At 44.7% G+C, this 22729-nt stretch carries 19 protein-coding genes; 8 read left to right on the top strand and 11 right to left on the bottom strand.

The window, feature by feature from the left end:
• The 4 genes from AWU77_RS08080 to AWU77_RS08065 all read left to right on the top strand — a co-directional run.
• The coding region (locus AWU77_RS08080) for a tetratricopeptide repeat protein (protein ID WP_152625313.1) at positions 1 to 783 on the top strand (783 nt) is incomplete at its 5' end.
• A 134-nt stretch (positions 784 to 917) separates the two neighbouring features.
• Positions 918 to 2081 carry a hypothetical protein gene (locus tag AWU77_RS08075; protein WP_062061450.1) on the top strand — a complete coding sequence of 388 codons (1164 nt, stop codon included), beginning with the start codon at positions 918 to 920 and terminating at the stop codon, positions 2079 to 2081.
• 14 nt (positions 2082 to 2095) lie between these two features.
• The gene (locus AWU77_RS08070) at positions 2096 to 2521 is read left to right on the top strand and encodes a hypothetical protein (RefSeq protein ID WP_062061447.1); all 426 of its coding nucleotides are present in this window, start codon (positions 2096 to 2098) and stop codon (positions 2519 to 2521) included.
• 175 nt (positions 2522 to 2696) lie between these two features.
• Positions 2697 to 4286, top strand: coding sequence for an ABC-F family ATPase (locus AWU77_RS08065; protein ID WP_062061485.1), 1590 nt, complete (start codon positions 2697 to 2699; stop codon positions 4284 to 4286).
• Positions 4287 to 4401: 115 nt separating this feature from the next.
• On the opposite strand, the gene AWU77_RS08060 is transcribed toward AWU77_RS08065, so the two are convergent.
• From AWU77_RS08060 to AWU77_RS20100, 5 genes are all read right to left on the bottom strand, one after another.
• Positions 4402 to 5196, bottom strand: a complete 795-nt coding sequence (locus tag AWU77_RS08060; protein WP_062061444.1) for a HEAT repeat domain-containing protein — start codon at positions 5194 to 5196, stop codon at positions 4402 to 4404.
• Positions 5193 to 6131 (bottom strand): HEAT repeat domain-containing protein, encoded by a 939-nt coding sequence (locus AWU77_RS08055; protein ID WP_062061441.1) that lies wholly within the window; start codon positions 6129 to 6131, stop codon positions 5193 to 5195. Before AWU77_RS08055 ends, AWU77_RS08060 begins: the two co-directional genes overlap by 4 nt.
• Positions 6132 to 6242: 111 nt before the next feature.
• Positions 6243 to 7298 carry a glycoside hydrolase family 11 protein gene (locus AWU77_RS08050; RefSeq protein WP_062061436.1) on the bottom strand — a complete coding sequence of 352 codons (1056 nt, stop codon included), beginning with the start codon at positions 7296 to 7298 and terminating at the stop codon, positions 6243 to 6245.
• A gap of 344 nt (positions 7299 to 7642) precedes the next feature.
• Positions 7643 to 9658: a glycoside hydrolase family 11 protein gene (locus tag AWU77_RS08045; protein ID WP_062061433.1), complete on the bottom strand. Its 2016-nt coding sequence runs from the start codon at positions 9656 to 9658 to the stop codon at positions 7643 to 7645.
• 886 nt (positions 9659 to 10544) lie between these two features.
• A complete protein-coding gene (locus AWU77_RS20100) occupies positions 10545 to 10766 on the bottom strand; it encodes an AbrB/MazE/SpoVT family DNA-binding domain-containing protein (protein ID WP_084618198.1) in 222 nt (73 codons plus the stop codon).
• Positions 10767 to 11114: 348 nt separating this feature from the next.
• On the opposite strand from AWU77_RS20100, the gene AWU77_RS20345 reads away from it, so the two are divergent.
• Positions 11115 to 11429: a DUF551 domain-containing protein gene (locus AWU77_RS20345; RefSeq protein WP_152625312.1), complete on the top strand. Its 315-nt coding sequence runs from the start codon at positions 11115 to 11117 to the stop codon at positions 11427 to 11429.
• Between the two features lie 837 nt (positions 11430 to 12266).
• On the opposite strand, the gene AWU77_RS08035 is transcribed toward AWU77_RS20345, so the two are convergent.
• Positions 12267 to 13076, bottom strand: coding sequence for a hypothetical protein (locus AWU77_RS08035; RefSeq protein WP_062061430.1), 810 nt, complete (start codon positions 13074 to 13076; stop codon positions 12267 to 12269).
• 581 nt (positions 13077 to 13657) lie between these two features.
• Here AWU77_RS08035 and AWU77_RS08025 point away from each other — a divergent pair.
• The 3 genes from AWU77_RS08025 to AWU77_RS08015 are packed head-to-tail and all read left to right on the top strand — an operon-like array spanning position 13658 to position 18440.
• On the top strand, positions 13658 to 16075 hold the full coding sequence (locus tag AWU77_RS08025; RefSeq protein ID WP_062061424.1) for a TnsA endonuclease N-terminal domain-containing protein: 2418 nt from the start codon (positions 13658 to 13660) through the stop codon (positions 16073 to 16075).
• On the top strand, positions 16059 to 17120 hold the full coding sequence (locus AWU77_RS08020) for an ATP-binding protein (RefSeq protein WP_062061421.1): 1062 nt from the start codon (positions 16059 to 16061) through the stop codon (positions 17118 to 17120). The genes AWU77_RS08025 and AWU77_RS08020 overlap by 17 nt, the downstream gene beginning before the upstream one ends.
• Positions 17121 to 18440 carry a TniQ family protein gene (locus AWU77_RS08015; RefSeq protein WP_062061418.1) on the top strand — a complete coding sequence of 440 codons (1320 nt, stop codon included), beginning with the start codon at positions 17121 to 17123 and terminating at the stop codon, positions 18438 to 18440. It abuts the gene before it with no gap.
• A gap of 1 nt (position 18441) precedes the next feature.
• On the opposite strand, the gene AWU77_RS08010 is transcribed toward AWU77_RS08015, so the two are convergent.
• From AWU77_RS08010 to AWU77_RS20480, 5 genes are all read right to left on the bottom strand, one after another.
• Positions 18442 to 19077, bottom strand: coding sequence for a hypothetical protein (locus tag AWU77_RS08010; protein ID WP_152625311.1), 636 nt, complete (start codon positions 19075 to 19077; stop codon positions 18442 to 18444).
• 65 nt (positions 19078 to 19142) lie between these two features.
• The gene (locus AWU77_RS08005) at positions 19143 to 19742 is read right to left on the bottom strand and encodes an imm11 family protein (RefSeq protein WP_062061412.1); all 600 of its coding nucleotides are present in this window, start codon (positions 19740 to 19742) and stop codon (positions 19143 to 19145) included.
• A complete protein-coding gene (locus tag AWU77_RS08000; protein WP_062061409.1) occupies positions 19739 to 20344 on the bottom strand; it encodes an AHH domain-containing protein in 606 nt (201 codons plus the stop codon). The genes AWU77_RS08005 and AWU77_RS08000 overlap by 4 nt, the downstream gene beginning before the upstream one ends.
• Before the next feature lie 210 nt (positions 20345 to 20554).
• On the bottom strand, positions 20555 to 22435 hold the full coding sequence (locus AWU77_RS07995) for a DNA phosphorothioation-associated putative methyltransferase (RefSeq protein ID WP_062061406.1): 1881 nt from the start codon (positions 22433 to 22435) through the stop codon (positions 20555 to 20557).
• Between the two features lie 44 nt (positions 22436 to 22479).
• Positions 22480 to 22656: a hypothetical protein gene (locus tag AWU77_RS20480; RefSeq protein ID WP_193747514.1), complete on the bottom strand. Its 177-nt coding sequence runs from the start codon at positions 22654 to 22656 to the stop codon at positions 22480 to 22482.
• Positions 22657 to 22729: the final 73 nt, after the last annotated feature.

Raw genomic sequence — 22729 nt, 5'->3', positions numbered from 1 at the left:
TTGATGCAAAAAGATGGCTTGGGTCTGCCTCAGGATGCAGGGCGTGCCATAGCCTGGTTTAAAAAGTCGGCCAATCAAGGTTATGCCAATGCCAATCTTCAGCTGGGCAAAATGTATCTCGCTGGCGATGGTATTGATCAAGATATTAATACGGCTGTTAATTGGTTGGCTAAGGCTGCCGGGCAGGGCGTAGCGGACGCGCAGTACACACTCGCTCTGCTGTATTTCAAAGGTGAGCAAACAGAAAGAGATTTGACTAAGGCTGTTAAATGGTTTGAGGCTGCAGCAGCGCAAGGCAATGTCGAAGCGCAATATGAACTTGCTACTATTTTCTATAAGGGTGATGGGGTTCCCCAGAATCTGGAGGCTGCGCTGCGTTGGTATCGCGCAGCATCGGAAGCTGGCCATCCGGAAGCTAAATATACGCTTGCCTATTTTTATATAGATGGTCAGGTCTTGGCGCAGGATTATCAGCGCGCATTTTCGCTCTTCAATGAAATGGCGCAGGCGGGCAATCGCAATGCGCAATACATGGTGGGCTATATGCACGACCAAGGAATGGGGGTAACTAAAAATTCAACTCTGGCTTTTAACTGGTACTTAAAGGCGGCAGAGCAAGGCTACGATGAGGCGCAGCTCATTGTTGGCTATATGTACTTCACCGGAAAAGGCGCAAAAAAAGATCCGGCAGAAGCTGAGGCGTGGCTGCAAAAAGCCGTTGCCCAAGGCAATACCAAAGCGCAAAAAATGTTGAATGAAATCCGCAGTGCTAACAAGCCGTGAGCGCAGGTCAGTGGTCGTTATACAAGCGCTCGTAGAAGCTCAAAACCCCCAACCTTGCCCTTCTGGCAGTGACTAATGCACTGCGCTTATCTGTTGTTGTGGAAAATTGTGGCTAACTTTAGGAGAGTGTATTGATGAGAGTATTAAGTAAAGTGCACAGAAAGCATGGCATTGCGTTAGCCATTGCGGGAGTGATGTTGGCTCCACTAGCGCATGCAGCTGATATTGGTATTTCGGGGTTTTTATCGGTCGGTGGCGGTATGGTCGATGATGAAAACAGTGTTAGCTATGATGGTTACAGCGAAGAAGATCTGACGTTTGATCGCAACCTGTTGGGTTTGCAGGTCACTGGTCAGGTGAGCGAAAAGGTAACTGCTACCGCACAGTTAATCGCGCGCAGTGAAAAAGATTATGAAATCACCGCCGAATGGGCTTATCTCACTTGGCAGGCGTCAGATAACGGTAAGGTTCGTGCGGGGCGTTTGCGTACCCCACTTTACACCTATTCCGACTCCTTGGACGTGGGCTATTCCTACCCTTGGATCAGTGCGCCAAATGAAGTTTATTATTTGCCCTTTAATAATGTTGATGGCTTGGACTACTACCTGACTGCCGCGCTTGGCAGTTTTGATACGAGCTTTCAGGCTTATTACGGTAGCTTCGATTCTGACTTCAGTTTTGAAGATGGCACCCAAGGCAACGCCAGTCTGCGTAATCAAATGGGTGTAGCTGCGACCTTTGGTAAAGATTGGTGGAATTTCCGTGCCGCTTTTCACAAGGCAGATTTGACGGTTGATATCTTCAACCCCACGTTGAATGGATTTGTCGCGCAACTTGCTAACAATCCTGATTTTTCTTATTTGGTGCCGCGCATCATCGTAGAGGACGATCAAGGAACCTTTGCCCAAATCGGCTTAAACATAGACACAGGTTTATTTGTTGCGGCGCTTGAGCATGTTGAGTTCGAAGTGGATGAAACCCTGCTGGCCAAAAACGTGCGTGACTACGCAATGGTTGGGGTGCGGGTGGGAGATTTCCTGTTCCATATCACTGGTTCTAAAGCGGATGACGAAGTTGCCGATCTGGCCGCTGGCATTCCGCCAAGTCAGCAAACTGCGGTGTTAATTGGCACCTTGCAGGGTATTGCCGCCGCTCGTGATGTGGATCGCGAAGTGTTGAGCTTCGGTACCCGTTGGGATGTAAGTTCAGGTGCTGCGCTGAAGCTGCAAGTTGATGATGTCGATGATGTGAAAGGTGAGCAGAAAGTACTTTCCGTCGCCTTACAAGCTGTGTTTTGAGGAGAGTTACTCGTATGAAAACCGTATTTAAATCATTGGCAGCAGGCTTGGTACTTGGTTTGTCCAGCATCTGTTTTGCAGAAATTGCCGTTATTGTTCACCCTTCATCTGCGATTGCCAGTCTGTCGGAAGATGATATTGCGCGTTTGTTTTTGGGTAAGGCTAAAACTTTTCCATCGGGTGGCCAGGCTATACCGGTGAACCAAAGTGAAGGCGCGGCAGTTCGCGATAAATTTAATGAAGCCATCTGTAAGAAAAACGCGAGCCAGTACAAGGCCTATTGGTCGCAATTGGTATTTACCGGCAAGGGCACTCCACCAAAAGAAGCTGGTGATGATGCTGCAGTCAAAGCGCTGGTTGCCGCGACCCCCAATATGATTGGTTATATTGATTCCAGCTTGGTTGATACCAGCGTTAAAGTGGTCTTTAAGCTGCCTTAGTGTTGGCTGTTGACTCGTTTTAGAAGTGCCCGCTTGATGCGGGCATTTTTATATCTGCCATAAAAATCCCTTAAGCTTGTCTAATTAGGCTAAAATGCGCGCCTTTTTTAGCCGTTTATCCTTATTGCTCTTTATCTATCCCTTTTTAGTCGCACTGTCGCAGAGAAAATTACCCGTGATTTCCACCGCTAATATCACCATGCAATTTGGTGCCAAACCGCTTTTTGAAAACGTTTCGGTCAAGTTCAACAACAGCAATCGCTACGGCTTGATCGGCGCCAACGGCTGCGGCAAGTCCACCTTTATGAAAATTCTCGGTGGCGATCTTGAACCCTCTGCTGGTCAGGTCATGCTGGAACCCAACGTTCGTTTGGGTAAGTTGAAGCAGGATCAATTCGCCTACGAAGAGTTTTCGGTGGTGGATACGGTGATTATGGGTCACACCGAACTCTGGGCAGTAAAAGCCGAGCGCGACCGTATTTACGCCTTGCCCGATATGAGTGAAGACGACGGCATGCGTGTGGCTGAACTGGAAGTGGCCTTTGCCGAGATGGATGGCTACACCGCAGAATCCCGCGCGGGCGAATTATTGCTCGGCTTGGATATTCCTATCGAGCAGCATTTTGGCCCTATGAGCTCGGTCGCACCGGGCTGGAAGTTGCGTGTTTTGCTCGCGCAAGCGCTGTTTGCCGATCCCGACGTATTATTGCTCGACGAGCCGACCAACAACCTCGATATCAACACTATTCGCTGGTTGGAAGGCATGCTCACCCAGCGCAATAGCACCATCATTATCATTTCGCATGACCGCCACTTTTTGAATTCTGTGTGTACCCACATGGCGGATCTGGATTACGGCGAGCTGCGTGTATATCCCGGTAACTACGACGACTACATGATGGCCTCTGAGCAGGCACGCGAAAAACTATTGAACGAAAACGCGAAGAAAAAAGCGCAAATCGCCGAGCTGCAAACCTTTGTGAGCCGCTTCTCAGCAAATGCGTCTAAAGCAAAACAAGCGACTTCACGCGCCAAACAAATCGATAAAATCCAATTGGATGACATCAAACCATCGAGCCGTGTCAGCCCTTATATTCGCTTCACGCAAAACAAAAAACTGCATCGCCAAGCCGTGACATTAGAAGGCGTAAGCAAGGCCTATGATCGCCCACTGTTTACCGATTTGAGTATGCAAGTAGAAGCGGGTGAACGCATTGCCATCATCGGCCCTAACGGTGCAGGTAAAACCACATTGTTGCGCTGCTTATACGGTGATTTACAGCCAGATGCCGGCACGGTGAAATGGGCTGAACAGGCTGAAATAGGCTATTTCGCGCAAGATCACGCCGCTGACTTTGCCGATAACGCGATAGTGTTTGATTGGATGAAACAGTGGACCAAAGGCGATGAGCAGTTAGTGCGTAGCGCATTGGGGCGCATGCTGTTTTCAAACGATGAAGTGAAGAAAAACGTCAAAGTATTATCCGGTGGCGAAAAAGGCCGCATGCTGTTTGGCAAGCTCAGTCTCATCAACCCCAATGTATTGTTGATGGATGAACCCACCAACCACTTGGATATGGAATCGATTGAGGCCTTAAACCTCGCACTGGAAAATTACCCCGGCACCTTGATTTTTGTCAGCCATGACCGCGAATTTGTGTCATCACTGGCAACCCGTATTATCGATATGCAACCGACTGGGTTGATCGATTTCCACGGTAACTACGAAGATTATTTGCGCAGTCAGGGCGTTTACACCATGTAATACTTTGCGCTGTTATCGCCTCATTTAGAAAACCCCGTATTGATTTCTATTAGTGCGGGGTTTTTATTGGATGATAAAAAAGTAAGGGAGTTTTAATCGATAATTAGCGCGCGTTTTAAGGTGTGGCTATAGGTGGCAATTCCGCGATCATATCGGCGCTGGTTATTTTTGTGCGCGCTTTGCTGCTCAAGTTTTCCAAGCTATTCATCGCATCTTTGGCAAGCCAACTGATTGACTCATCGGGATGGCTCAGTAAATTTTCCAGCGCGGGAATATGGCGCTCATTTCCGGTGGCGCGCAACGCGAGCAGGGCATCCAGTTTTACGCTCACATCCTCATCTTTTAGCAAGGGAACAATCGCATTGGCCGCACCGGCATAGTGGGTTTTTGCCAGTTCAGTTAGCGCTTTGCGGCGCTCGGCGGGGTTGCTGCTGTTCAGGGCGGGCTGCGCTGCGCTGATCAATAATTCCATCAGACTGTTGTCACCGCGCAGTGACAAGGCTTGCGCGACTACTCGTTTTAATTCTTTGCTGGTTAGATTCTGGTAAAGAAAATTCAATTCTTGATTACCCAGCGCAGCGGAGTTTTCAGCCAAATCCGCCACCACTTTGCAGGCGATGGCAAGCGATTGCGGATCGGGATTTTCCGTCACAAAGTCGCGTAACTTTTCTCCCAGTGTCCGTGGGTCGCCGATAAAACGGGTGCTTAAATCTTTGCGCAGCTGTTCTATATTAGGCCCCGCATCAACCGACGCTGCGGCAGTGGGCACAACACTGCTGTTTGCAGCACTCTTGGGGTCGGTTTGGGTTCGGCCATCTGCCACTAGCACGCAGATGCTATAGCCTAAAACTGTGCCGACCAGCGTGGCCAGTAGTAGGTGTCTGTTGGAATAGCGGGGAGTAGTCATCATTGTATAACCGGTAATTCGGCGACAATATCAGCGCCAGCCAATTGGGTGCGCGCTTTATCGCTCAGGTTTTGCAGGCTGCTTGCCACCTCTTTTGCCAGCCAACTCACCGCTGGGTCAGGGTGATCGATCAGCGCCTCTACTTGCCGTAAGTGATTTTGGTTGCCTGTTGCCTTTAAGGCCAGTAGTGCATCTAATTTGACGTTGGTATTGCTATCTTGCAGCAGGGGGGCAATGGCATTGGCGGCGCTGGCGTAGCGGGTTTTGCCCAGCTCGACCAGTGCTTGTTGGCGCACGGCAGGGTCATCGCTGCTCAGGTTAGTTTGGCTTCGGGCAATTTGTTTTTCCAGCAAACGGCTGTCACCACGGGTGGACATTACTTGGGCGATAACCCGTTTCAAATCGGGGTTGGATTGGTTTTGGTAGAGCGATTCCAATTCGTAATCCGGCAGGATTTCGCGGTTGTCCGCCAGCTCAAACACACTTTTACTGACAATGGCGATGCCGTCTTTATTCAAATTGCCCGCGAGCAATGCAGTGGCTTTTTCGGAAAACGAGCGCGGGTCGCGGTCCGACAGGGTGCCTAAATCTCTGAGCAGTTGTTGGCTGTCTGCTTCTGACTCGCGCACCAGTGTTTTGTTAGGTGCAGGCTCAGGCAAGGATTGTGTTGCGCTTGGCGCGGGCGTGGCGGCGTTGGCATCAGGTTTTGTGTGCTCGAAGGAATCAAGTGAGCCTGCGGCAAAGAAGCGTGCATCCTGTAACTCGTCTTCTTTTTGGCTGAGCAATAACTCCAAATCTACAATCCGGTTTTCCAGCTCGGCAATCTGTTCGCGTTGTGCGGTGTTGTCATTACTCCAGATAAATGCGCCATAGGCGAGGCCAGCCCCGATGACCGCTGGCAGTAAAAAATGCTGTTTGAAATTGGGGGTGTTGGCCATGTTTATCTCTCGTTATAGTTACTTTTATTATTTTTAGAGTGATAAAAAAGGGGCAAATTAATCGCCCCTTTTTTTGTTACCGATTCCTACTTAATCAGCTAGGACTAAGGCTTATAAATTACCGTAACCAATCGCGCCGTTACAGTGCAGCCACTCGCTCATACCATTGCCGCCGCCACAGGCACCGTTTTGATACACACCGGTGTTGTAGCTTTGCGCTTCCGATTGACGAACGCTGCCGTTCACACTGATGTAATCGATTTGTACGTCGCGGTTGCCAGAATCGTTGGTGTATTCCACCAGGCTGCCGCCAGACAAAGAAGTCGTTGCGGTGTAGTTGGTCATAGTGGTGGAAAGAGTCCAAGTTTGCACTGTCGTGTTATTCACTTTCAGGGTAATGCTCTCACCACCGGCAACGCCTCTGGCGCGCACAACGATAGTTTTGCTACCGCCTGATGGCGCCGAGCTTGAGCTGCCGCCGCCTGAGGTGCCCGCGCTTACGGTGATATCCGAACTGCCAGTGCTTTGATAGCCTTCGGTCGCCAGAACTTGATAATCATGGGTGCCCAGATTCAAGCCCTTGCTCGCCCAAAAGTTGGCGTGATTGGCAAAGGTGATGGTGCCAGAAATGTTACCAAAACCTTTCTTCGGATTGCGCACGCTGAAGTATTGATAGAAGGTTTGGGTGCCATCAATCGATGGTTGTTGAGTGCGCAGGCAGCGACGCACGTTATAAGTCGCACCATCGCTGGTGAAACTGCCGTAGTCGGTGCCGCCGGAACAAGAGGCTGGGTTGTATGAACCATAACTTTCGATGATGTAATACTCAATCAACGGATTTCTGGTCCAGCCATAAAATGCCAGGTAGGAGTTTTGTGAATTGGACGCGCCGTAGTTACCTGAATAACTAACCACACGTGAACTGGTACCCGGATTCCAGCCTTTACCGCCCACCCAGTTATTAGTATTACTTGTCCATTGCGAGGTATAGCGACCGCCCGACTGTAAGGTCATAGAGGCGCTGCCCGAATCTTTCCAGAAGGTGTAGTAAAAACCGTTATTGGTACCGGTTGAATTGGAGCTTAGGGTTTGTGCGTTGACCGCTGTTACACACAAAGCTGCAGCGCCGATAAGCGTGCTCAGGATTTTTTTGCCAGAAAATTTCATTATTAGACTCTCTTAAATAGCCTCTCAACCAATACCGCCTATAGAAGTGGAGGGACTGTCGAAGGTTGATCCTGCCTATTGCAAGCAGGTGTAATCGAGTACCAAACAGGCTTGCTGTTATTGTTAAAACCACCCGGTTCCCGACGTATATATGTATACAATTGCGCTGATTTATTGTCAATAAAACCATAAGCATATTGTCAAATAAACTATATATCTTCAAAGTGCTAATAATCCGTTATTTAGCCTGTGTATTTTGGTAATAAAAAAAGGGGAGGCGGATTACCCGCTTCCCCTATTTGTGTTACCGATAGCGGCTCAGATTGAGCTACTTCCGGGTTGCCTTAGTTGCATACTTGACTACCACCGCCAGGGCCCTGGCTATTACAGGTGCTGGTGGTAATACAGCTGCGGTTATTTTCCCAACCCCAACCACTCGCGGTGTTGGTGCAAGTGGGGTAGAGCGTGCCCCACCAGTTGCATTGGCAATTGCTGCCGGTGCTAACGCTGCTGCGGCTGCTACTGCTGGGCGTTACCGGAGTGCTGCTGCGGCTACTACTGGAAACGGCAGGTGTGCTGTTGTTCGAGCCACCAGAGGGCGCCACTGCACGGCCAGTAGCCGGGTCAATGCGGCCCGGGCACAAGCCTTTTGCGCGCAGGTTCGCCGCAATCTGTGGGATTGCCGCATTGGTATTGTTGTAGTTCGCATCGTGCATCAGTATCACTTGGCCGTTTTGCAGTTGGTTGTTGGCATTTGCAATCGCCGCAGCGCTCGCGCCGTCCCAATCTTTTGAATCTACATCCCAGGTAATCACGCGCATACCCAAGGCTTGCGCCGCTTGCTGCACGTTGCTGTTGCTCTCACCATAGGGTGGGCGGAACAGGGTCGGCTTAGGCGCGCCCGCATTTTGAATCGCCTGACTGGTGCGATTGAGCTCATCATAGATTTGCTGATAGCTAAGGCTGGTTAGATGGGGATGGGTGTAACTGTGGTTTTGAATCACGCCCACGCTCAGCAAAGTTGAGATCAGGTTGGTGTTGGCCGCTACATAGTTGCCTTGCACAAACCAGGTCACCGGTGTCAGGTTATTTTGCTTAAGCAGGTTAACCAAGGTGGTGGAGTTAGCGCCAGGGCCGTCGTCAAAGGTGATGCCGACATAACCGGAACAGTTGGCATTGTTACCACCTGAACTGCTAGTTGAGCCACCGGTATTACCGCCACCCGTGCTACCACCTGAGCAATTGCCGCTAAAGCAGTCATAGGTATAACCAAAGCCTATTACGCCGTTACAGTGCATCAACTCAGAGTTGCCGCCACCGCCGCATGAACCATTGGCGTAGTATGCAGTGTTGTAAGTCATATCCTCTGCCTGACGGGTCTCGCCATTCACGCGAATATAGTCCACTACGGCATCGCGGCTGCCGCCATCGTTATCGAACTCTACCTGAATGTCGCCCGACGCAGAGCCGCTGTAGGTCAAATCCTGAAAGCTGGTGGTCAGATTCCAGCTGGCAACGGTTGCGCCGCCAATGCGCAAGTTGATGTGCTCGCCACCGGCCACACCGCGTGCACGAACCACTACGCCGCTACCACTAGTGGTGCCGCCGCCTGTTGCAACCGAGCTTGAGCTCCTGCTACTGGCAACCGGCGTGCTGCTCGCGCCGCCACCAGTTGCACCTTCGCTAACGGTGATGTCAGAGCTGCCACGGCTTTGATAGCCCTCAGTCGCTAATACCTGATAATTATGGCTGCCCAGATTCAAACCTTTGCTTGCCCAAAAATTGGCATGGTTGGCAAAGGTGATGGTGCCAGAAATATTGCCAAAGCCTTTTTTGGGGTTTCGTACACTAAAGTATTGATAGAAGGTTTGAGTGCCATCGATGGAGGGTTGCTGGGTGCGCAGACAGCGGCGCACATTGTAGGTAGCGCCATCGCTCTGGAAGCTGCCGTAATCCGTTCCACCGGAACAGCTGGCTGGGTTGTAAGAGCCGTAACTTTCAATCACGTAGTATTCAACTAGCGGGCTTCTAGTCCAACCGTAAAATGCTAAGTAAGAGTTTTGGCTGCTATCCACACCAAAATTTCCGGAATAGCTTACAACTCGCGTGCTATTGCCTGGGTTCCAGCCCTTACCGCCCACCCAGTTGTTGGTGCTATTGGTCCACTGTGAGGTATAGCGGCCAGCGGCCTGCAGCCCCATGGATGCATCACCAGAATCTTTCCAGAAGGTGTAGTAAAAACCGTTATTAGTGCCGGTTGAGTTTGAGGTTAAGGTTTGTGCATTGGCGGTCGCACCATACAGGGCTGCCGCGCAGGTGAGTGCCGAAACGACACCTTTGCCGATTGTCATTAGTTTCATTATTAATCTCCGATTTCCCTCTCAACCAATACCACCGATAAAGGAGGAGGGTTGTTGGAAGGTTTTTCCTGTTCATTGCGAACAGGCGTTCTTTCCGGGCGCCATACTGCTTGTGATTGTTATGTAACTGACGCGGTGATCCCGAAGTGTACTTGTATACAATTTAAGTTAATTATTGTCAAATTAACTATATGCATATTGTCTATGTAACCATATACATGTTGTGGGTGATGGACGAGGCCTAAAGATGGTCTTTAGCTGGGATATTGAGTGCAACAGAATTGGTGGGTTTAAATTTAGTAGCGATAGTGCTTGTATAGAGGGCGGCTAATGCTGATTGCTTTTATTCGTGTATTTGGCCAGATGGGAACTTAATCTAACAAATGATAAGCGTGCACTAAAGTTGATTTCAGACGGAATACAATTTTGTATGTTTCTTGAAGTGTACCGTTTAAAAAAGTAAAAACTAAAATTGACTACACAATTCGTTTTCAAATGTTCTTGTCCTCATAGATTGACCGTTTTTTGACACGATAGATTGGCCATCGTCCGACTAAAGGAATAAGTTGTTACGTTAAAATTTATAAGTAGCCGTTAACTTTCTGATAGAGATAACTATATGATTTTCTTAGAAAATAAAGCTTTTCTGAATGGCTTTGTACTTGGTGCGTATGATGGTGGTTTCGGCAAGGCCAATCACGGAATTCACGTCTGATAAGAAAAAGCCCTGCTTTCGCATGAATGGTAATTCGCACCTGTTGAGTGTTAATTTGCATTTAAAATCGCCCCACTTTTACGTGGGTCAAATTTCGACGCAAATATGCACGTTTAGTGGGTCGGTTTTAAACGCAAAATAACAAAGGCACCTTATAGACATCTAGTGTGCTCATGAATGCATAATACTTTTCAGAGAGTTTTCATCGCTCATCTTTCGCACCTTCCGTACACTCCTTAAAAATCCTTTGGCTGAACCAGAAGTTTTTTTCACAACAGAAATAATACCTTGCCGATCAACAAAAACTGACACCTCATCTCCCGGCTCAATATCTGCCAAGATACATAGATCAATAGGCAACGTGATTTGCCTTTTAGAACTTACTTTTGACATGAGTACCCTTTCACTTATTGGTCCTGCCATTGTGGCGCGAAAATTCAATTGTATATTTCGTGGCTATTCGTAGTGCGGCAATGCTAGCTTCCAGGTTCTAGTTAGAAATTGAGAGTTGATAAAAAATACTTCCAATTACAGCTCAGCTAAGAATGGGGTTCACCCTAAGATAGCTGATGGGGCAACATTAAAATAGTTGCATCTGATTGTGCTTTCCTATGCAAATTCAGCCAGATCATACGGTTGGTATATACTGGGGTTATCTTGATATCAGTAATATTGGCTGGACGTACACCCAGTTACCGCCCTTCAAATTTAAGAACCCCCGAAGAACGATGGTTATTTACCATGTGGATTGATTGCAACGAAAAAATGCCGGTGGATATGGAGGTCGTAATTGCCTTGTATTTGGGCTGTTGGCCGGGCCGAGGAAATAGCGGTGTTATAGACATCTACGCTGTGGATGGTAAGTGGTTCAATATTCCGCAAGGAGTCCATGTAGTTGGTTGGATGCCATTACCTGATACGGCTCACTTACCTATTGCGGAGCATTACATGTATCAATCAAGTGAGCCAAAGAAACTGCTGGGTTGTATAGAATCCTGCGATTCGGTCATTTATGAGTGCATTTTCGAAGGTGATACTTCTAAGTTAGATCAGTAACGCCTCAGGCTATAAGGGATCTCAGTGCCACCACCTAGTCCATCGATTGCATGTGACCAGATGAGATTGGGGCGCGCCAGCCTATACTCAGGTAGCCGCGAGGTGACTCTAAGCTTCGGCTAGTGGTGTCTGGATATTTTGTGAAAAACCAAAAAACGCTCCATAGGGGGCTTTTTAGTTATAAGGTTGGTCGGAGCCGCCTGCGGGACTACGCTCCAAACCAGGCGGGCGACCATCTTTCGGGCAGGCTTCAATCCTAATCGTGAACCCCAAAATTTAAAAAAACAAATTCTTTCGTGTCTACTTTAGCTGATCAGTTTAAAAATAAATAGGCAATTACCTCGGAAAGGCATATTAAGCTGTTTTTGAGATGTTGATTATTAAGTATACTGATTAGGTTAGCACTGACCGGAGCCTTTAAAGGAGTGCTAATGTCGGGCTTGTAAAGCCTCCCAGCCAGTGAGCGGGATGTTCGGAGTAATCCGATAAAGAGTACACCGGATTTTTTTGCTCAAATCATCATAGGCGTAATGATCTGTTTTTGCGCGTTATCGTTATCTTCCGCAGTCTGTTCGGCGATTTCAGTCAGCAGCGCTTATTTTTACATACCTGTAGGTTTAAATGAAGAAAAGCCCAGCTTTAGGCTGGGCTTTCAAGTCCTCGAAGGAAGGAAAATATTAAAAGGCTTCTAGGGCAACGGTGCAATACTAAGTTCGATTGATGGGGCTGTCAATTTGATTTCTGAAGATGGTTCGACTTCAAATTATTCGGCCTTTCTAAACAAAATGCACTTAACATTCTTGATATACAGATAACAGGCCTATTTTGGGTGCCTTCTTAATGAAACTCGGCGAGTTCATACGGAGTTTCCAGTTCTGTAAATCGATGCGTCTCCGGGTCTCTCGGCCTTAGTAGTCGTCTGGTTATGTGCTCCGGGGAGAAAATCTGCTTTTCAATAATCGCATCAATTGGGCGCACAAGAAGAATTGACGTCATCTCTCGATAATGTATGTTTTTTAGGCAGATCAGTGTTTCCTCCCAATATTTCGCAAATAACGGGTGGCGACATAATCCAGGTAAAGCGCGATACGCACATTGAATATACTGCATATGGTTGAGTGCATTCCTCTCTGCCTCGGCCAATCTTACTAGATAGATGATAGCCGTAAACCCGTAAATGTCCCCTCGTTCAATGAGGGTTTCAGTGTCATTTATGAAGCAAGGCGGGAATGGAAGATCTTTATTTTCAGGGTGACACGGGTCAGGGAATACCCAGCACTGCAGTTCCGCTATTTTTGATATGTAGGGGGCTACAATTTTCGTAAGTTCAGCTTTTCGAATTGGCTTATTCATCAGAAGTCTGAACACAGGGAGTTCGTAGAAGAGTTCGCTACCCTCAAAGATTTTTGCTACTTCCTTCACGTGTTTCTGCTTGGCTGCGTGTGTTCCTTGAAACCACCGCGAAACGGTTCTTGTTGACTCCCCTCCCTTCATGTCAATTAAACGAGAAAGCTCCTTTCTTCCAACTCCATGATTTTGAAGAATATTTTCTAGCCAGACTTTATTCCTAAGAATTTCTGCCTCATCTTTTGATGGCGTTCGCTTCTTCATTAAGTGGTATAGGCGCTCTTTAATTGAGTGTCGCATATGTATTCCGGTCAAATTTAGCTACAAATTGTTAGCTAAATACTACCGAGATTTGCCTCATTGTGAATGTTAAATTTGAGACGCGCTGAGACCTATTGGGACGAGCATTTAGGGTGTTATACAGAATGAAGCCAGTTTCTTTGGATACGCTGACATATTTGAGAGAAAAGTATGGTCAACTTCTGACAATGGAGGAGGTGGCTGAAGTTCTCAGATATAAAACGGTCGCAGCGGTTCGAAAGGCTCATGCGCGTAAAACCCTTCCAATTAACCTTTATCGCTTTAATGGGAGGTCAGGTTACTTGGCTCGAGCGGATGAGGTAGCGGCATGCATTGAAAAAATGGGTTTGTCCCAACCAGTCCCAGCCTGTCTCAAATGTGGGGGATTTGATATGACCTAAAACCAAAAAAGCCAGAAACAATTGCTTGTCTCCGGCTCTTTGGGAAGAAATACTTCGGTGTGGTGCCTACAGTATCCTTCCCTTATTTCCGTTAGTCAAGCCCTTCTAATTCATGAATTCAGTTTCGAGGTTCCTTTGTGCCTGTGCGCATGAAGAGGCCGGAGAAGCTAGGGGTGCACTATGTTTACAGAAATCCAGCTTTACCAACATTTTGATCGGCATCAGCTCCCAGTCGATGGGAGAGATTACATTCTCACAACTCGACAACAGGAAGCTTCCAGAATGGTGGGCGTTCACGCCAGAACCAACAGTTGTTCATGGTTTTACTCAGAAAAAATGCAAAGAACGATTTCAACGGAAAGTCGTACCGCTGAGCGCGCATTCGTCGTACTAGCTGAAAGAGATGAAAATGTATTTGAGATATGGGATCAGCCTGAGCCAGTTCCAATAATTAAATACACCAAAAAAAACAAAGAGAGAAAAGACTGGTATACCCCAGACTTTCTTGTATTACGAAAGGATGGTCCATGTGTCATTGAGGTGAAAAATGAAAAGTCTGTTGCAAACCTGATTTCTGCTCAACCAAAGAATTGGGTAAGGAATGACGATGGCACGGTGATTTATCTGCCTGCAAAAAAATATTTTGAGAGCATCGGAATAAAATTCGAAGTGTGGGTATCTTCTAACAAAAATAAATTTTCAGTATTCAATCAAGAGATGGCTCTTCGCACTAGGCAATATAAAAACGATTCATTTATAGACCGATTAAAATTAGACGTAGCTTTTAATGAGTCTTTCTCTTGGTCTCTTTTTGATCTCAAAGAAAGATTACAGCTGGAAAACTACTCAGCTCTGATACAAGAGTTAGATCAAGAGAAACTTTTCTTTGATTGGGAGAGCTGCTTACTTTCAGTTCCTAGGGGCTGCTACGTTGTAAGAGATAAACGTTTGCTGAAATACGTCGATGAGTTCAAAGGCCCAAAAATTTATCAAGAGGGAATGCTATCGCCAATTAGTGTAGGGGCGATGCCTTCGTCCAAATATGCGCAAGAAGCACTGGATAGATTGGAGAAGCTAGAAGCTAATGAGCGAAATCGTTCGACTCGGCGATGGAAGAATTTAATTAGCAAAGGTTCAGAGGGTGGACTTAGTGAATTTCAAGCGCTTATTCCCAAATGGTTTCTCGCTGGTAATAGAAAACGCAAAATTAATATTGTCGCAGAAACGTTCCTGACTGAATATCTATTAGGAGAACATGCACTGTCTCAAGGCCTTAGTGACTATCGCAGCTATATAAAATATCGAGTGGGTGCTCAGGAAGCGCACCCTATGTACCCTCCGGTGGCGAAAACAACATTCATTCGGCGACTGCGATCAATTCCACCAGAAATCATCGCAATGAAGCGAGGCGGGAAACGCGCTGCTAACGCGGTAGCATCTCCATCGGATCCTATTGATAGACAGCTTAAAGCAGAGTTGGCATGGCAAAGTGCTGCAATAGATCACTGTTTAGCAGACATATATCTTGTGTTTTTTGATTCAGGCGGGGAGGCACATGTGCTCAGGCCTTGGATTACCGCTATGGTTGATTTGGCAACAAACTGCGTTCTCGCATTTAGTATTTCATTTCTATCGCCATCAAGAGTCTCTTGCGCAAAAGTAATGCGTGATTGTGCTCGGCGACATGGGCTTTTACCTAAAGAAATTATTATAGATAGGGGAGCCGAATTTCGCTCAGTATATTTTTCAGCTCTTTTGGCGCATTCCAAGATAGAACTGGTGCTCCGCCCAACTGCACACTCTCGTTATGGTGCTGAGGTGGAGAGTTTGTTTGGTGAGTTTAAGAAACAGTGGCTTAGTCAGCGTCCCGGTAATCTGGCTGATTTCAAAGAGTCCCGAAGCGTAGATGGGAAGAGTTCGCCAAAAAAACGAGCTGTTCTTACAGTTTATGATTTCTATCGAGAATTCGAAGCGTTTATTGCCTGGAGGGATGCTAATCCAAGGGGGATTGAGATTCTATCCCCTAAATTTAGGCTGGAAAAAAATATGAGGGAGTATCCATTCGTGGCAGTTACACAGAAACTGAACAATGAATACCTGTTAGCTACAGCCGTAGACACAAATACTTATAAGATTGATTTTCAAAGAGGAATACATATCGGCCCAATATGGTATTGGAGTCCTGATATAAAAGAAGTGCGAGGAAAGAAAAGTTCGGTAGAAGTTAGAACGGATCCTGAGAACCCTCATGTCGTATACGCTTTGATAGATGGTAAATGGATCCCCTGTTACAGCTCAAAAATTAATAGATATTCTGCCTTAGATGGAATCTCACAATTGGTTGAAGGATTGATTGTCATTGATGCATTTAGTGAGCGCCAGAAAATAAAGCAAGCCGCAGATGAAGACGCGGTTAGGATAATTAAAAAATTGTATGACGACTCAAGTGCGACCGGTGTTAGTCAAATTATGGAATTTGAGTTGCTTGATGAGCAAGAAAATGAAGATGAACAGTGCATATTTTCAATGCTAAAAAACGCGGAAATTACTCCATTGAATACCGAGAGTTGGGAGATAAAAAATGTCTGGAATAATTAATGGATCAAAATTTAACATGCCTATAGTCCACAGAAATTGGCAGAGAGCTATCTCTGAAATATTTGCAATTATATCGTGCGCATCACCGGGTGAAGTTGTTTGTTTGACTGGTCCCTCAAGGGTTGGAAAGTCAACATTGATTAATCGTGTAAACAGCATGCTCTTTGGTGAAGATGATTTTGAGAGAACAGGGAAGTTGAATTCTATTAGGGTTACGGCTTCAAACTCAGGTAATCATGGTGCTTTTTCAACAAAAGCTATGATTCAAAGGATGCTTAAAAGCGTTAAACACCCTTTGTATTCTGTTAATGGTCTTGATTTACAGAATTATTTAGCAATTCAGAAGTTCGACAGAACAACCGAGTCCACTCTTCGTGAAGCTTTGGAGCAGGCAATAATCGCACGTGGAGTAAAGATTATCTTTATTGATGAGGCGCAGCATATAAAGTATGTGAGTAAAGATGCTCAAGCTCCATTGGCGGTAATGGAGTCGTGGAAATGTTTGGCAGAAAATACTAATACGATTATTGTTTTTATCGGAGCGTATCCAATTTTAGACATATTATCAAACGCAGCACATCTTTTAGGAAGAAAGCATCAAATTCATTTTCCCCGCTACCATGTCAATGCGGAGGATATTGTTGCATTCGGCCAGATTCTTCAGAAATATTCTGAGTTGATTACGTTTAATTCATCGCTACAATCTCTAACTGATGTCGCAGAGCTTTTATATGAAGGCAGCTTTGGATGTATTGGGCTTTTGAAGGGTTGGCTCAATCGTGCTGATGCAATTTCATTACACTGTGATACCCCATTCAATGAAAAGCTTTTATATAGAACAAGATTATCAGATCTAGATCTTTCAGTGATTCGAAAGGAGATTCTAACTGGAGAGAAAATGTTACAAACTAAAAAAAGTGATTTATCTGGAGTGGGAGAAAGCGAAGATTCAAGATCTGATAGTAGACCAACAATCAAGAAGGGAAAGCCATTTCATAAAAAACCAAAGAGGGAGGTTGCTGGAAATAGACTTGGAGGCGAGTAGATGGGCCAAAAACTATTTCCTATTCCTGTAAGAGGGATTGGAACGGCAGAGATAGAGTCTCTGCCTTCCTATCTTCATCGATTGGCTCATAGGCACGGTGTTTATGTTGGTGAATTATTGAAATATGTGGATCAGCAAGTAAAGAATGACGTCAATTTCACCGGGGAGATACAGTGTTTGCCAAGTTATATAAAAAACGAGGACATTTTAAGAAACAATGTGCTGGCTGGCTATTTAATTAGTGGGCTTGAGTATTTGACCGGTCAATCGCTTATGGGGACATGTGCATCATTCATTAATAACCAATTAAATATGTCAAAGTGCGAGTTGTTAGGCGGGTTTAGATGGTGCCCAGAATGTATGGCGGAAATGGAGGAGTTAGAGGAAGAGCCTTACTTTAAATTGATATGGCAATTTAGAGCTGTTCAAAAGTGCCCGATACATCGAACTAGTTTACTGGCTAAATGCGTTGAATGTGGTTGCACTCAGACTAGTTATAAGCGGCTTAACCATTTAGGAATATGTCAACAATGTTTGAATCCACTCAGTTGTAGGCTTAAAGGACTCTATCATCTGGATTGTGGCTCTGAGGTTGCGTGGGACATAATAAAACTGATTGCGGATATACAGAAATTTGGCGAACGTCAGCTTCCAACTGACGGAGTAATTATTTCTGTAAATGAGTTGTTTGATCAGTATTGGCAGCAGCATAGAGAAGATTTTTTTTATAACCTTCTCAGTAGAGATAAACTCCTGACAGTTGTGAATGAAAAGAAAACTTTAAGCCTGAATGATGCACGGAAATTATGTTTTCAATTAGGAATTTCCTTGTTTGATCTTATGTGTGGCAATGCTACAAAAGTCTCGCAATCCTTGGGATTTGAAGATTCGCGCTTTTTTCCAAAAAACTTTTTGCACGCATCTGTCAGAGTAGTAAAAGATCACAAATTTTTTCTAAAAAGATTGAAGGAGCTGAACGAATCTGACGATACTCCTATATCGTTAAAAGCTACTGCAAAAGCGCTTGGAGTATCTATTGGATATCTTGAGTATAGGTTTCCTGCTCAGGTCAGACTGATTGTTGATCGGCATCAATCATATTTGGATCAGGATCATTTGAGAAAAGTCTATTTGGCGCAAACACAAGCGCTGCAGTATTTTCTCGATGTCTCTGAAAATCGAGTGCCCAAGTCTAGAAAGCATGCATATAAGCAACTAAGAGAGGAAACTGGGCTGCCCAAGTGGGTTTTAAAAAAAGCAATTCAAACTGCCTATCAAGCAATTACTGCCTCCGACATGGGGAAGCTCATGATCTCATAATTCAAAGCTTGAAACGCGTATTCCCAATAACCCACTCTTTTTGAGGGCTGGATAGGTAATCCCATATTTTTCGTATCTTCCAGTCCGGCATTGCACGCAGTTGGTCTTTCTCCCGGTTACGGCGCATGATAAGTGTGAAATCGGCGGGGTTATGTCGAATTCCTTTTTCATTCAATCGCCAAACCAATATTGATAATTGAAGGGGGGTAAATGCGCCCCGGTCCTGAACGTAGTTGATGAAGTTTTCAATCTCGAACTCTTCATCTTTTTTCAGAAGTTCGACAAGCGCATTAATAAGCCGTTTCTTGCTCGCCTCACTTACTAAGTGCCGCTTGTCTCGATTGACCTTCCGACGTGATTCAATCACATTCAGCAGAGCACCAGATTCATCAACTGCCCTAATTTCAAATTTATTAATACACTCAGAGCCAACTAATAACTCATTGTGGTTATGTGCATTACGAATATTGAATTGATACCGAATATTCGGATGATCGCATAATTGGCAAGTTTCATTAGGGGCTTCGAGATCGTACATTTCTCCCGTGTAAACCCACTCTGTAAGAGCTAAAGACAGACTTTTCTGATCTTTACTTAAAGGAAGTATATTGACTGCACTTCTGAATGCCCAATTCATAAATAATTCTGCGTGCCCCATGCGGCCTTGTTTAAACTTAATGTAAGTTCCAAAAGTTCAGTTATTTACTGCTTAACAGGTTTTTGGGCAGATGGGTCTGGCGGAAAAATATTTGCCAAATCAAGGCTAAATGTTATGCCGTTTAAGTGCGCCTGCTCAACTGCAGCTTTGAACACATCTGTGCAAAACAAGCCTGTAAAACCTTCAAACTGACACTTGAACAAAACTGTCGTATCAATTTTTTCTTCAACAAATGCCAATGATTGCAAATCGCCCCAATCATTTTTCGTGCTGCGTTTTGTATCAAGAGCATTAAAATCTTCTGCACATTTCAACGTATTAAAAATGGCACCGTTTTGCCCATCATATAATACGGGTAAAATTTCTCCATCTGCGCTGATAAGTGTTGATAACGCATCACAAGCCGATTTATTTAAGAATAAACGTCCATGGTCAACGCTGATATCAGGTTGTTTGGTTTTGTTTTTGTTCGATGTACTGTCATAAAACGAAACTTCTAATGACTTCCAAATCGCAGCGTACGGTTTGGGTGTGGGGTCAATATGAAATGGGTTTTGCTTACCAAGCTTACGAATCACCTCATCAGAGGAAATTGTTAGTAACTGATAATGCATACGATCCGGATGAATACGGTAAATGGTCATACTGGTAAACCTACACCCTTACGCTTCATAACGTAATCAGGAAAGGCGCTGTTTTGCAATGCACTTTCCACTAAACCTAAAATATGCGCAAGAGCTTCAAAGGTCGGGGCACTCGCCAAGGTAATGCGCGTATTTAACCAAAAATAGTAATTAAAACGATGAATTCGGCTGTGTGGAACCGCGTTACTCAAACGCTTAGGCATATGGACTTTTGCTGCTGTATTCTGTGGTAACCAACACCCGTTATGCGGATCATCAATGCGCATTTTTCGCCAAGCTAATACAGCGCGAAGTTTTACGGCTTCTGGATGTTTGCCTGCAACAATCGCATGAGCGTGACAGTATTTATTAGGTCGAGGATCACAGGCCTCTTCCAAATGACGAGCGAGACGTGCCGAGTCGTGTTTTTCGGCTTCCAGCTCAATCTCGTCTATATCGCGCGCCCCTGCCCGGTATTGCTCAATACCAAACTGAACCTGTGCTTCTACTTTTACACGATTTAAATCTGCCTGCGTCGGGCTTTCAAGCATTGCAAAATTATCAACAATGCGTTCAGTTTTATCTTTTAGCGCATACGGCTTTGAAACGTGAGGTATTGCCATTTTTCGGATGTCCTTTCATGCTGTTATTGATTACAAAAAACTCGATATTCTATCGTTGAACGAGGTAAATATGTCAAAAAATGTTAGCTGTTTCGGCGTGGAAATCATCGAATGGTGAAGATATTTCAATCTCTCCCTCCTGATTGATTTCCACTATCACGAAGCGCTGTGATGAATTAGAGTAACTCGTTTTCCTTTTTTGTATCTGATTTAGGGAGAGATAAATAAATGTTTATTCAGCAGTGGAGGTGGCTCATATCTATCAACATAGTCAAAAAAGTCTACATCTTGTTCGCGCAATTTTATTTTTATTCTTTCTATCAAGTAAGGTATCTCTTTGTCCCAATCCCGATACGACATTAAACTAACCTTGCCTGAAGTAAAATGAATTTTAACTAACTGAATGGCTGAAAGATCACCATACAGTTGTGTGGCGCACCCGATGTAAATTCTCAGCTCGGGAGGGAGCTTAGGTATCAAATCTTTACTAAGTATCCAGCTATGACCGTCAGTAAATTCGCCGGTTTTCATTTCCAAATATGAGTCTTTCGCTTTCTTTTCAATTAACGTTGAACTGCCCACGCTAAAAAGTATTTCTGTTGCTGCCTCAATGGCGAGTTTAGTCGTGGTAAAAAAAGCTTTGATATCGCGCTTCAAGCTTTCCGGCATATGGCTATAAGTCTTTCGTTTGTCAAAAAGCCCGAGAGCAAAATATACTAACAAATCATTAGTTCGCGCTTTTTTAGCAGACTCAAAAATAGTTTCGTCATAGAAGTAGATGAGTATTTCGAAAGCCTTTTTATGTGATCCAAATATTTTTCTTAATTGATATGAGTGTTCATACTCGTCATTAGTAGGAATTCGCCCAAGATCAAGAATCCTTGCCCAAAAATCATTTAATAGATCTGAATGCATATCAAGCTTAAGTTCTTCATTTTGACGAACCTTAAGTTTAGGTATTTTCTGGGTTTGCTGCTGCCAATCACGTTTTACGTATTGCCTCTCAAGTAAAAATTTTTGCTCCTCAATCTTATCCTTAAAAATAATGAATACTCCTTGCCCAACGGCTATTGCACTTTCATTAAGAACTAATTCCAAGTACCCACGAAATTCTGATTGAGTGTAATATTTTTGAAAAGTATTCCTACTTGTCACGACCCCATCGCGGTAAGGCTTAAATTGTTTTATATGAGATTCTCCCGCAATCATTACAGAAGCAATGAGAAATTTGTTGGTATAAGTCCATGCTCGGCGAAGCACTTCATTTCGCTCTTCTTTATCTTCAATAACATTCAATACAAAACCTAAATTTACAATATCACTTTCTATTAACATTCCCTCTGGATTGTGCACCGGATCCCATCCAGACACATCAATACCATGAGATTCCAGCTCTCTCACGTCATCTCCCTTTCCGCAGCCGTAATCTAAAACAGACATTTCACCATTAAGATAATTATGTCTTGCTATAATTTGCATTGGACTTGAAAGCTTATTGCGATCTATCGCTGTGAGATGTCGTTGGATTTTTTCGGAAAATGTTGTTCCATTGGTAGATATTTTCGTCTCTTGAGGTCGTCGTAACAATCGACCCTCTTCGTCAAGGTAATAGCCTTTTGAGGCTATTAATCTTTCCCAGTTTTTCTTAAAGCCAATAGTTCGAACATTCTCAAATAGTCCGATATCCTCGGCTTCTTTAGTGATTTTTTTAAAAAGCTCAGCCTGTGGATAATCTGAAGTGACGAAGGTTTCTTTTCTATGAAGGATTGGTGGGTTATCCGTTTGGCCATACTCAGCTCTTCGCATCGACAGTCTCTGAAGGTCGATGGTAAAGCTCGTATGTAAAACTGGATAGCTTTCGGTATCAAAATTCGGGTAGAACAATAGCGATATTTTAAAATCTCGTTTATATAACTTTAATAAATTCCATTCGTTTCTTTGAATTTTTAGCGCGATTGCAACTTTTGAAACTAAATGAAAAAGGTTTTCAGGAATTGTATGAAGAGCGCTTTCATGAATGTACACAGCATCTGGAAGTTGCTTGCCGAAAGTGACAGCTTTTACAAGAGTCGAAAATTCTTTGTAATCCACCTTAGCAAAACCTCCAAAAATTCACGGGGTATGAAAATAAAAGTTCATTCTTCTATTAGGTAGTAATAAGCATTTCCTTGTTTGCGATATTTAAGTTCGCCTCGTTCTCGTTTATGCATTAAGTCGCAGCCGGATAACTTTAATGCTCGCATCGTCTCCTTGCTAGAAAGCCATCGAAATTTAACGTCCACATCAGTTTTTTGATTTTCATCTCTTTTCATAAGTCTGTCCCGCTGTAACGATTTGGACGTTAATTTTTGACAAGCTAAGTGCAAAATATGTACAAATTATGAC

The sequence above is a fragment of the Cellvibrio sp. OA-2007 genome (assembly GCF_000953825.1).
Taxonomy (GTDB): domain Bacteria; phylum Pseudomonadota; class Gammaproteobacteria; order Pseudomonadales; family Cellvibrionaceae; genus Cellvibrio.
The sequence above is the reverse complement of the archived record's forward strand: the minus strand, read 5'-3'. Positions and strand labels throughout refer to the sequence as shown.

Coding starts and splice junctions, on each gene's coding strand:
- AWU77_RS08075 (WP_062061450.1), top strand. CDS start 918: ATGAGAGTATTAAGTAAAGTGCACAGAAAGCATGGCATTGCGTTAGCC.
- AWU77_RS08070 (WP_062061447.1), top strand. CDS start 2,096: ATGAAAACCGTATTTAAATCATTGGCAGCAGGCTTGGTACTTGGTTTG.
- AWU77_RS08060 (WP_062061444.1), bottom strand. CDS start 5,196: ATGATGACTACTCCCCGCTATTCCAACAGACACCTACTACTGGCCACG.
- AWU77_RS08055 (WP_062061441.1), bottom strand. CDS start 6,131: ATGGCCAACACCCCCAATTTCAAACAGCATTTTTTACTGCCAGCGGTC.
- AWU77_RS08050 (WP_062061436.1), bottom strand. CDS start 7,298: ATGAAATTTTCTGGCAAAAAAATCCTGAGCACGCTTATCGGCGCTGCA.
- AWU77_RS08045 (WP_062061433.1), bottom strand. CDS start 9,658: ATGAAACTAATGACAATCGGCAAAGGTGTCGTTTCGGCACTCACCTGC.
- AWU77_RS20100 (WP_084618198.1), bottom strand. CDS start 10,766: ATGTCAAAAGTAAGTTCTAAAAGGCAAATCACGTTGCCTATTGATCTA.
- AWU77_RS20345 (WP_152625312.1), top strand. CDS start 11,115: ATGTGGATTGATTGCAACGAAAAAATGCCGGTGGATATGGAGGTCGTA.
- AWU77_RS08035 (WP_062061430.1), bottom strand. CDS start 13,076: ATGCGACACTCAATTAAAGAGCGCCTATACCACTTAATGAAGAAGCGA.
- AWU77_RS08025 (WP_062061424.1), top strand. CDS start 13,658: ATGTTTACAGAAATCCAGCTTTACCAACATTTTGATCGGCATCAGCTC.
- AWU77_RS08020 (WP_062061421.1), top strand. CDS start 16,059: ATGTCTGGAATAATTAATGGATCAAAATTTAACATGCCTATAGTCCAC.
- AWU77_RS08015 (WP_062061418.1), top strand. CDS start 17,121: ATGGGCCAAAAACTATTTCCTATTCCTGTAAGAGGGATTGGAACGGCA.
- AWU77_RS08010 (WP_152625311.1), bottom strand. CDS start 19,077: ATGAATTGGGCATTCAGAAGTGCAGTCAATATACTTCCTTTAAGTAAA.
- AWU77_RS08005 (WP_062061412.1), bottom strand. CDS start 19,742: ATGACCATTTACCGTATTCATCCGGATCGTATGCATTATCAGTTACTA.
- AWU77_RS08000 (WP_062061409.1), bottom strand. CDS start 20,344: ATGGCAATACCTCACGTTTCAAAGCCGTATGCGCTAAAAGATAAAACT.
- AWU77_RS20480 (WP_193747514.1), bottom strand. CDS start 22,656: ATGAAAAGAGATGAAAATCAAAAAACTGATGTGGACGTTAAATTTCGA.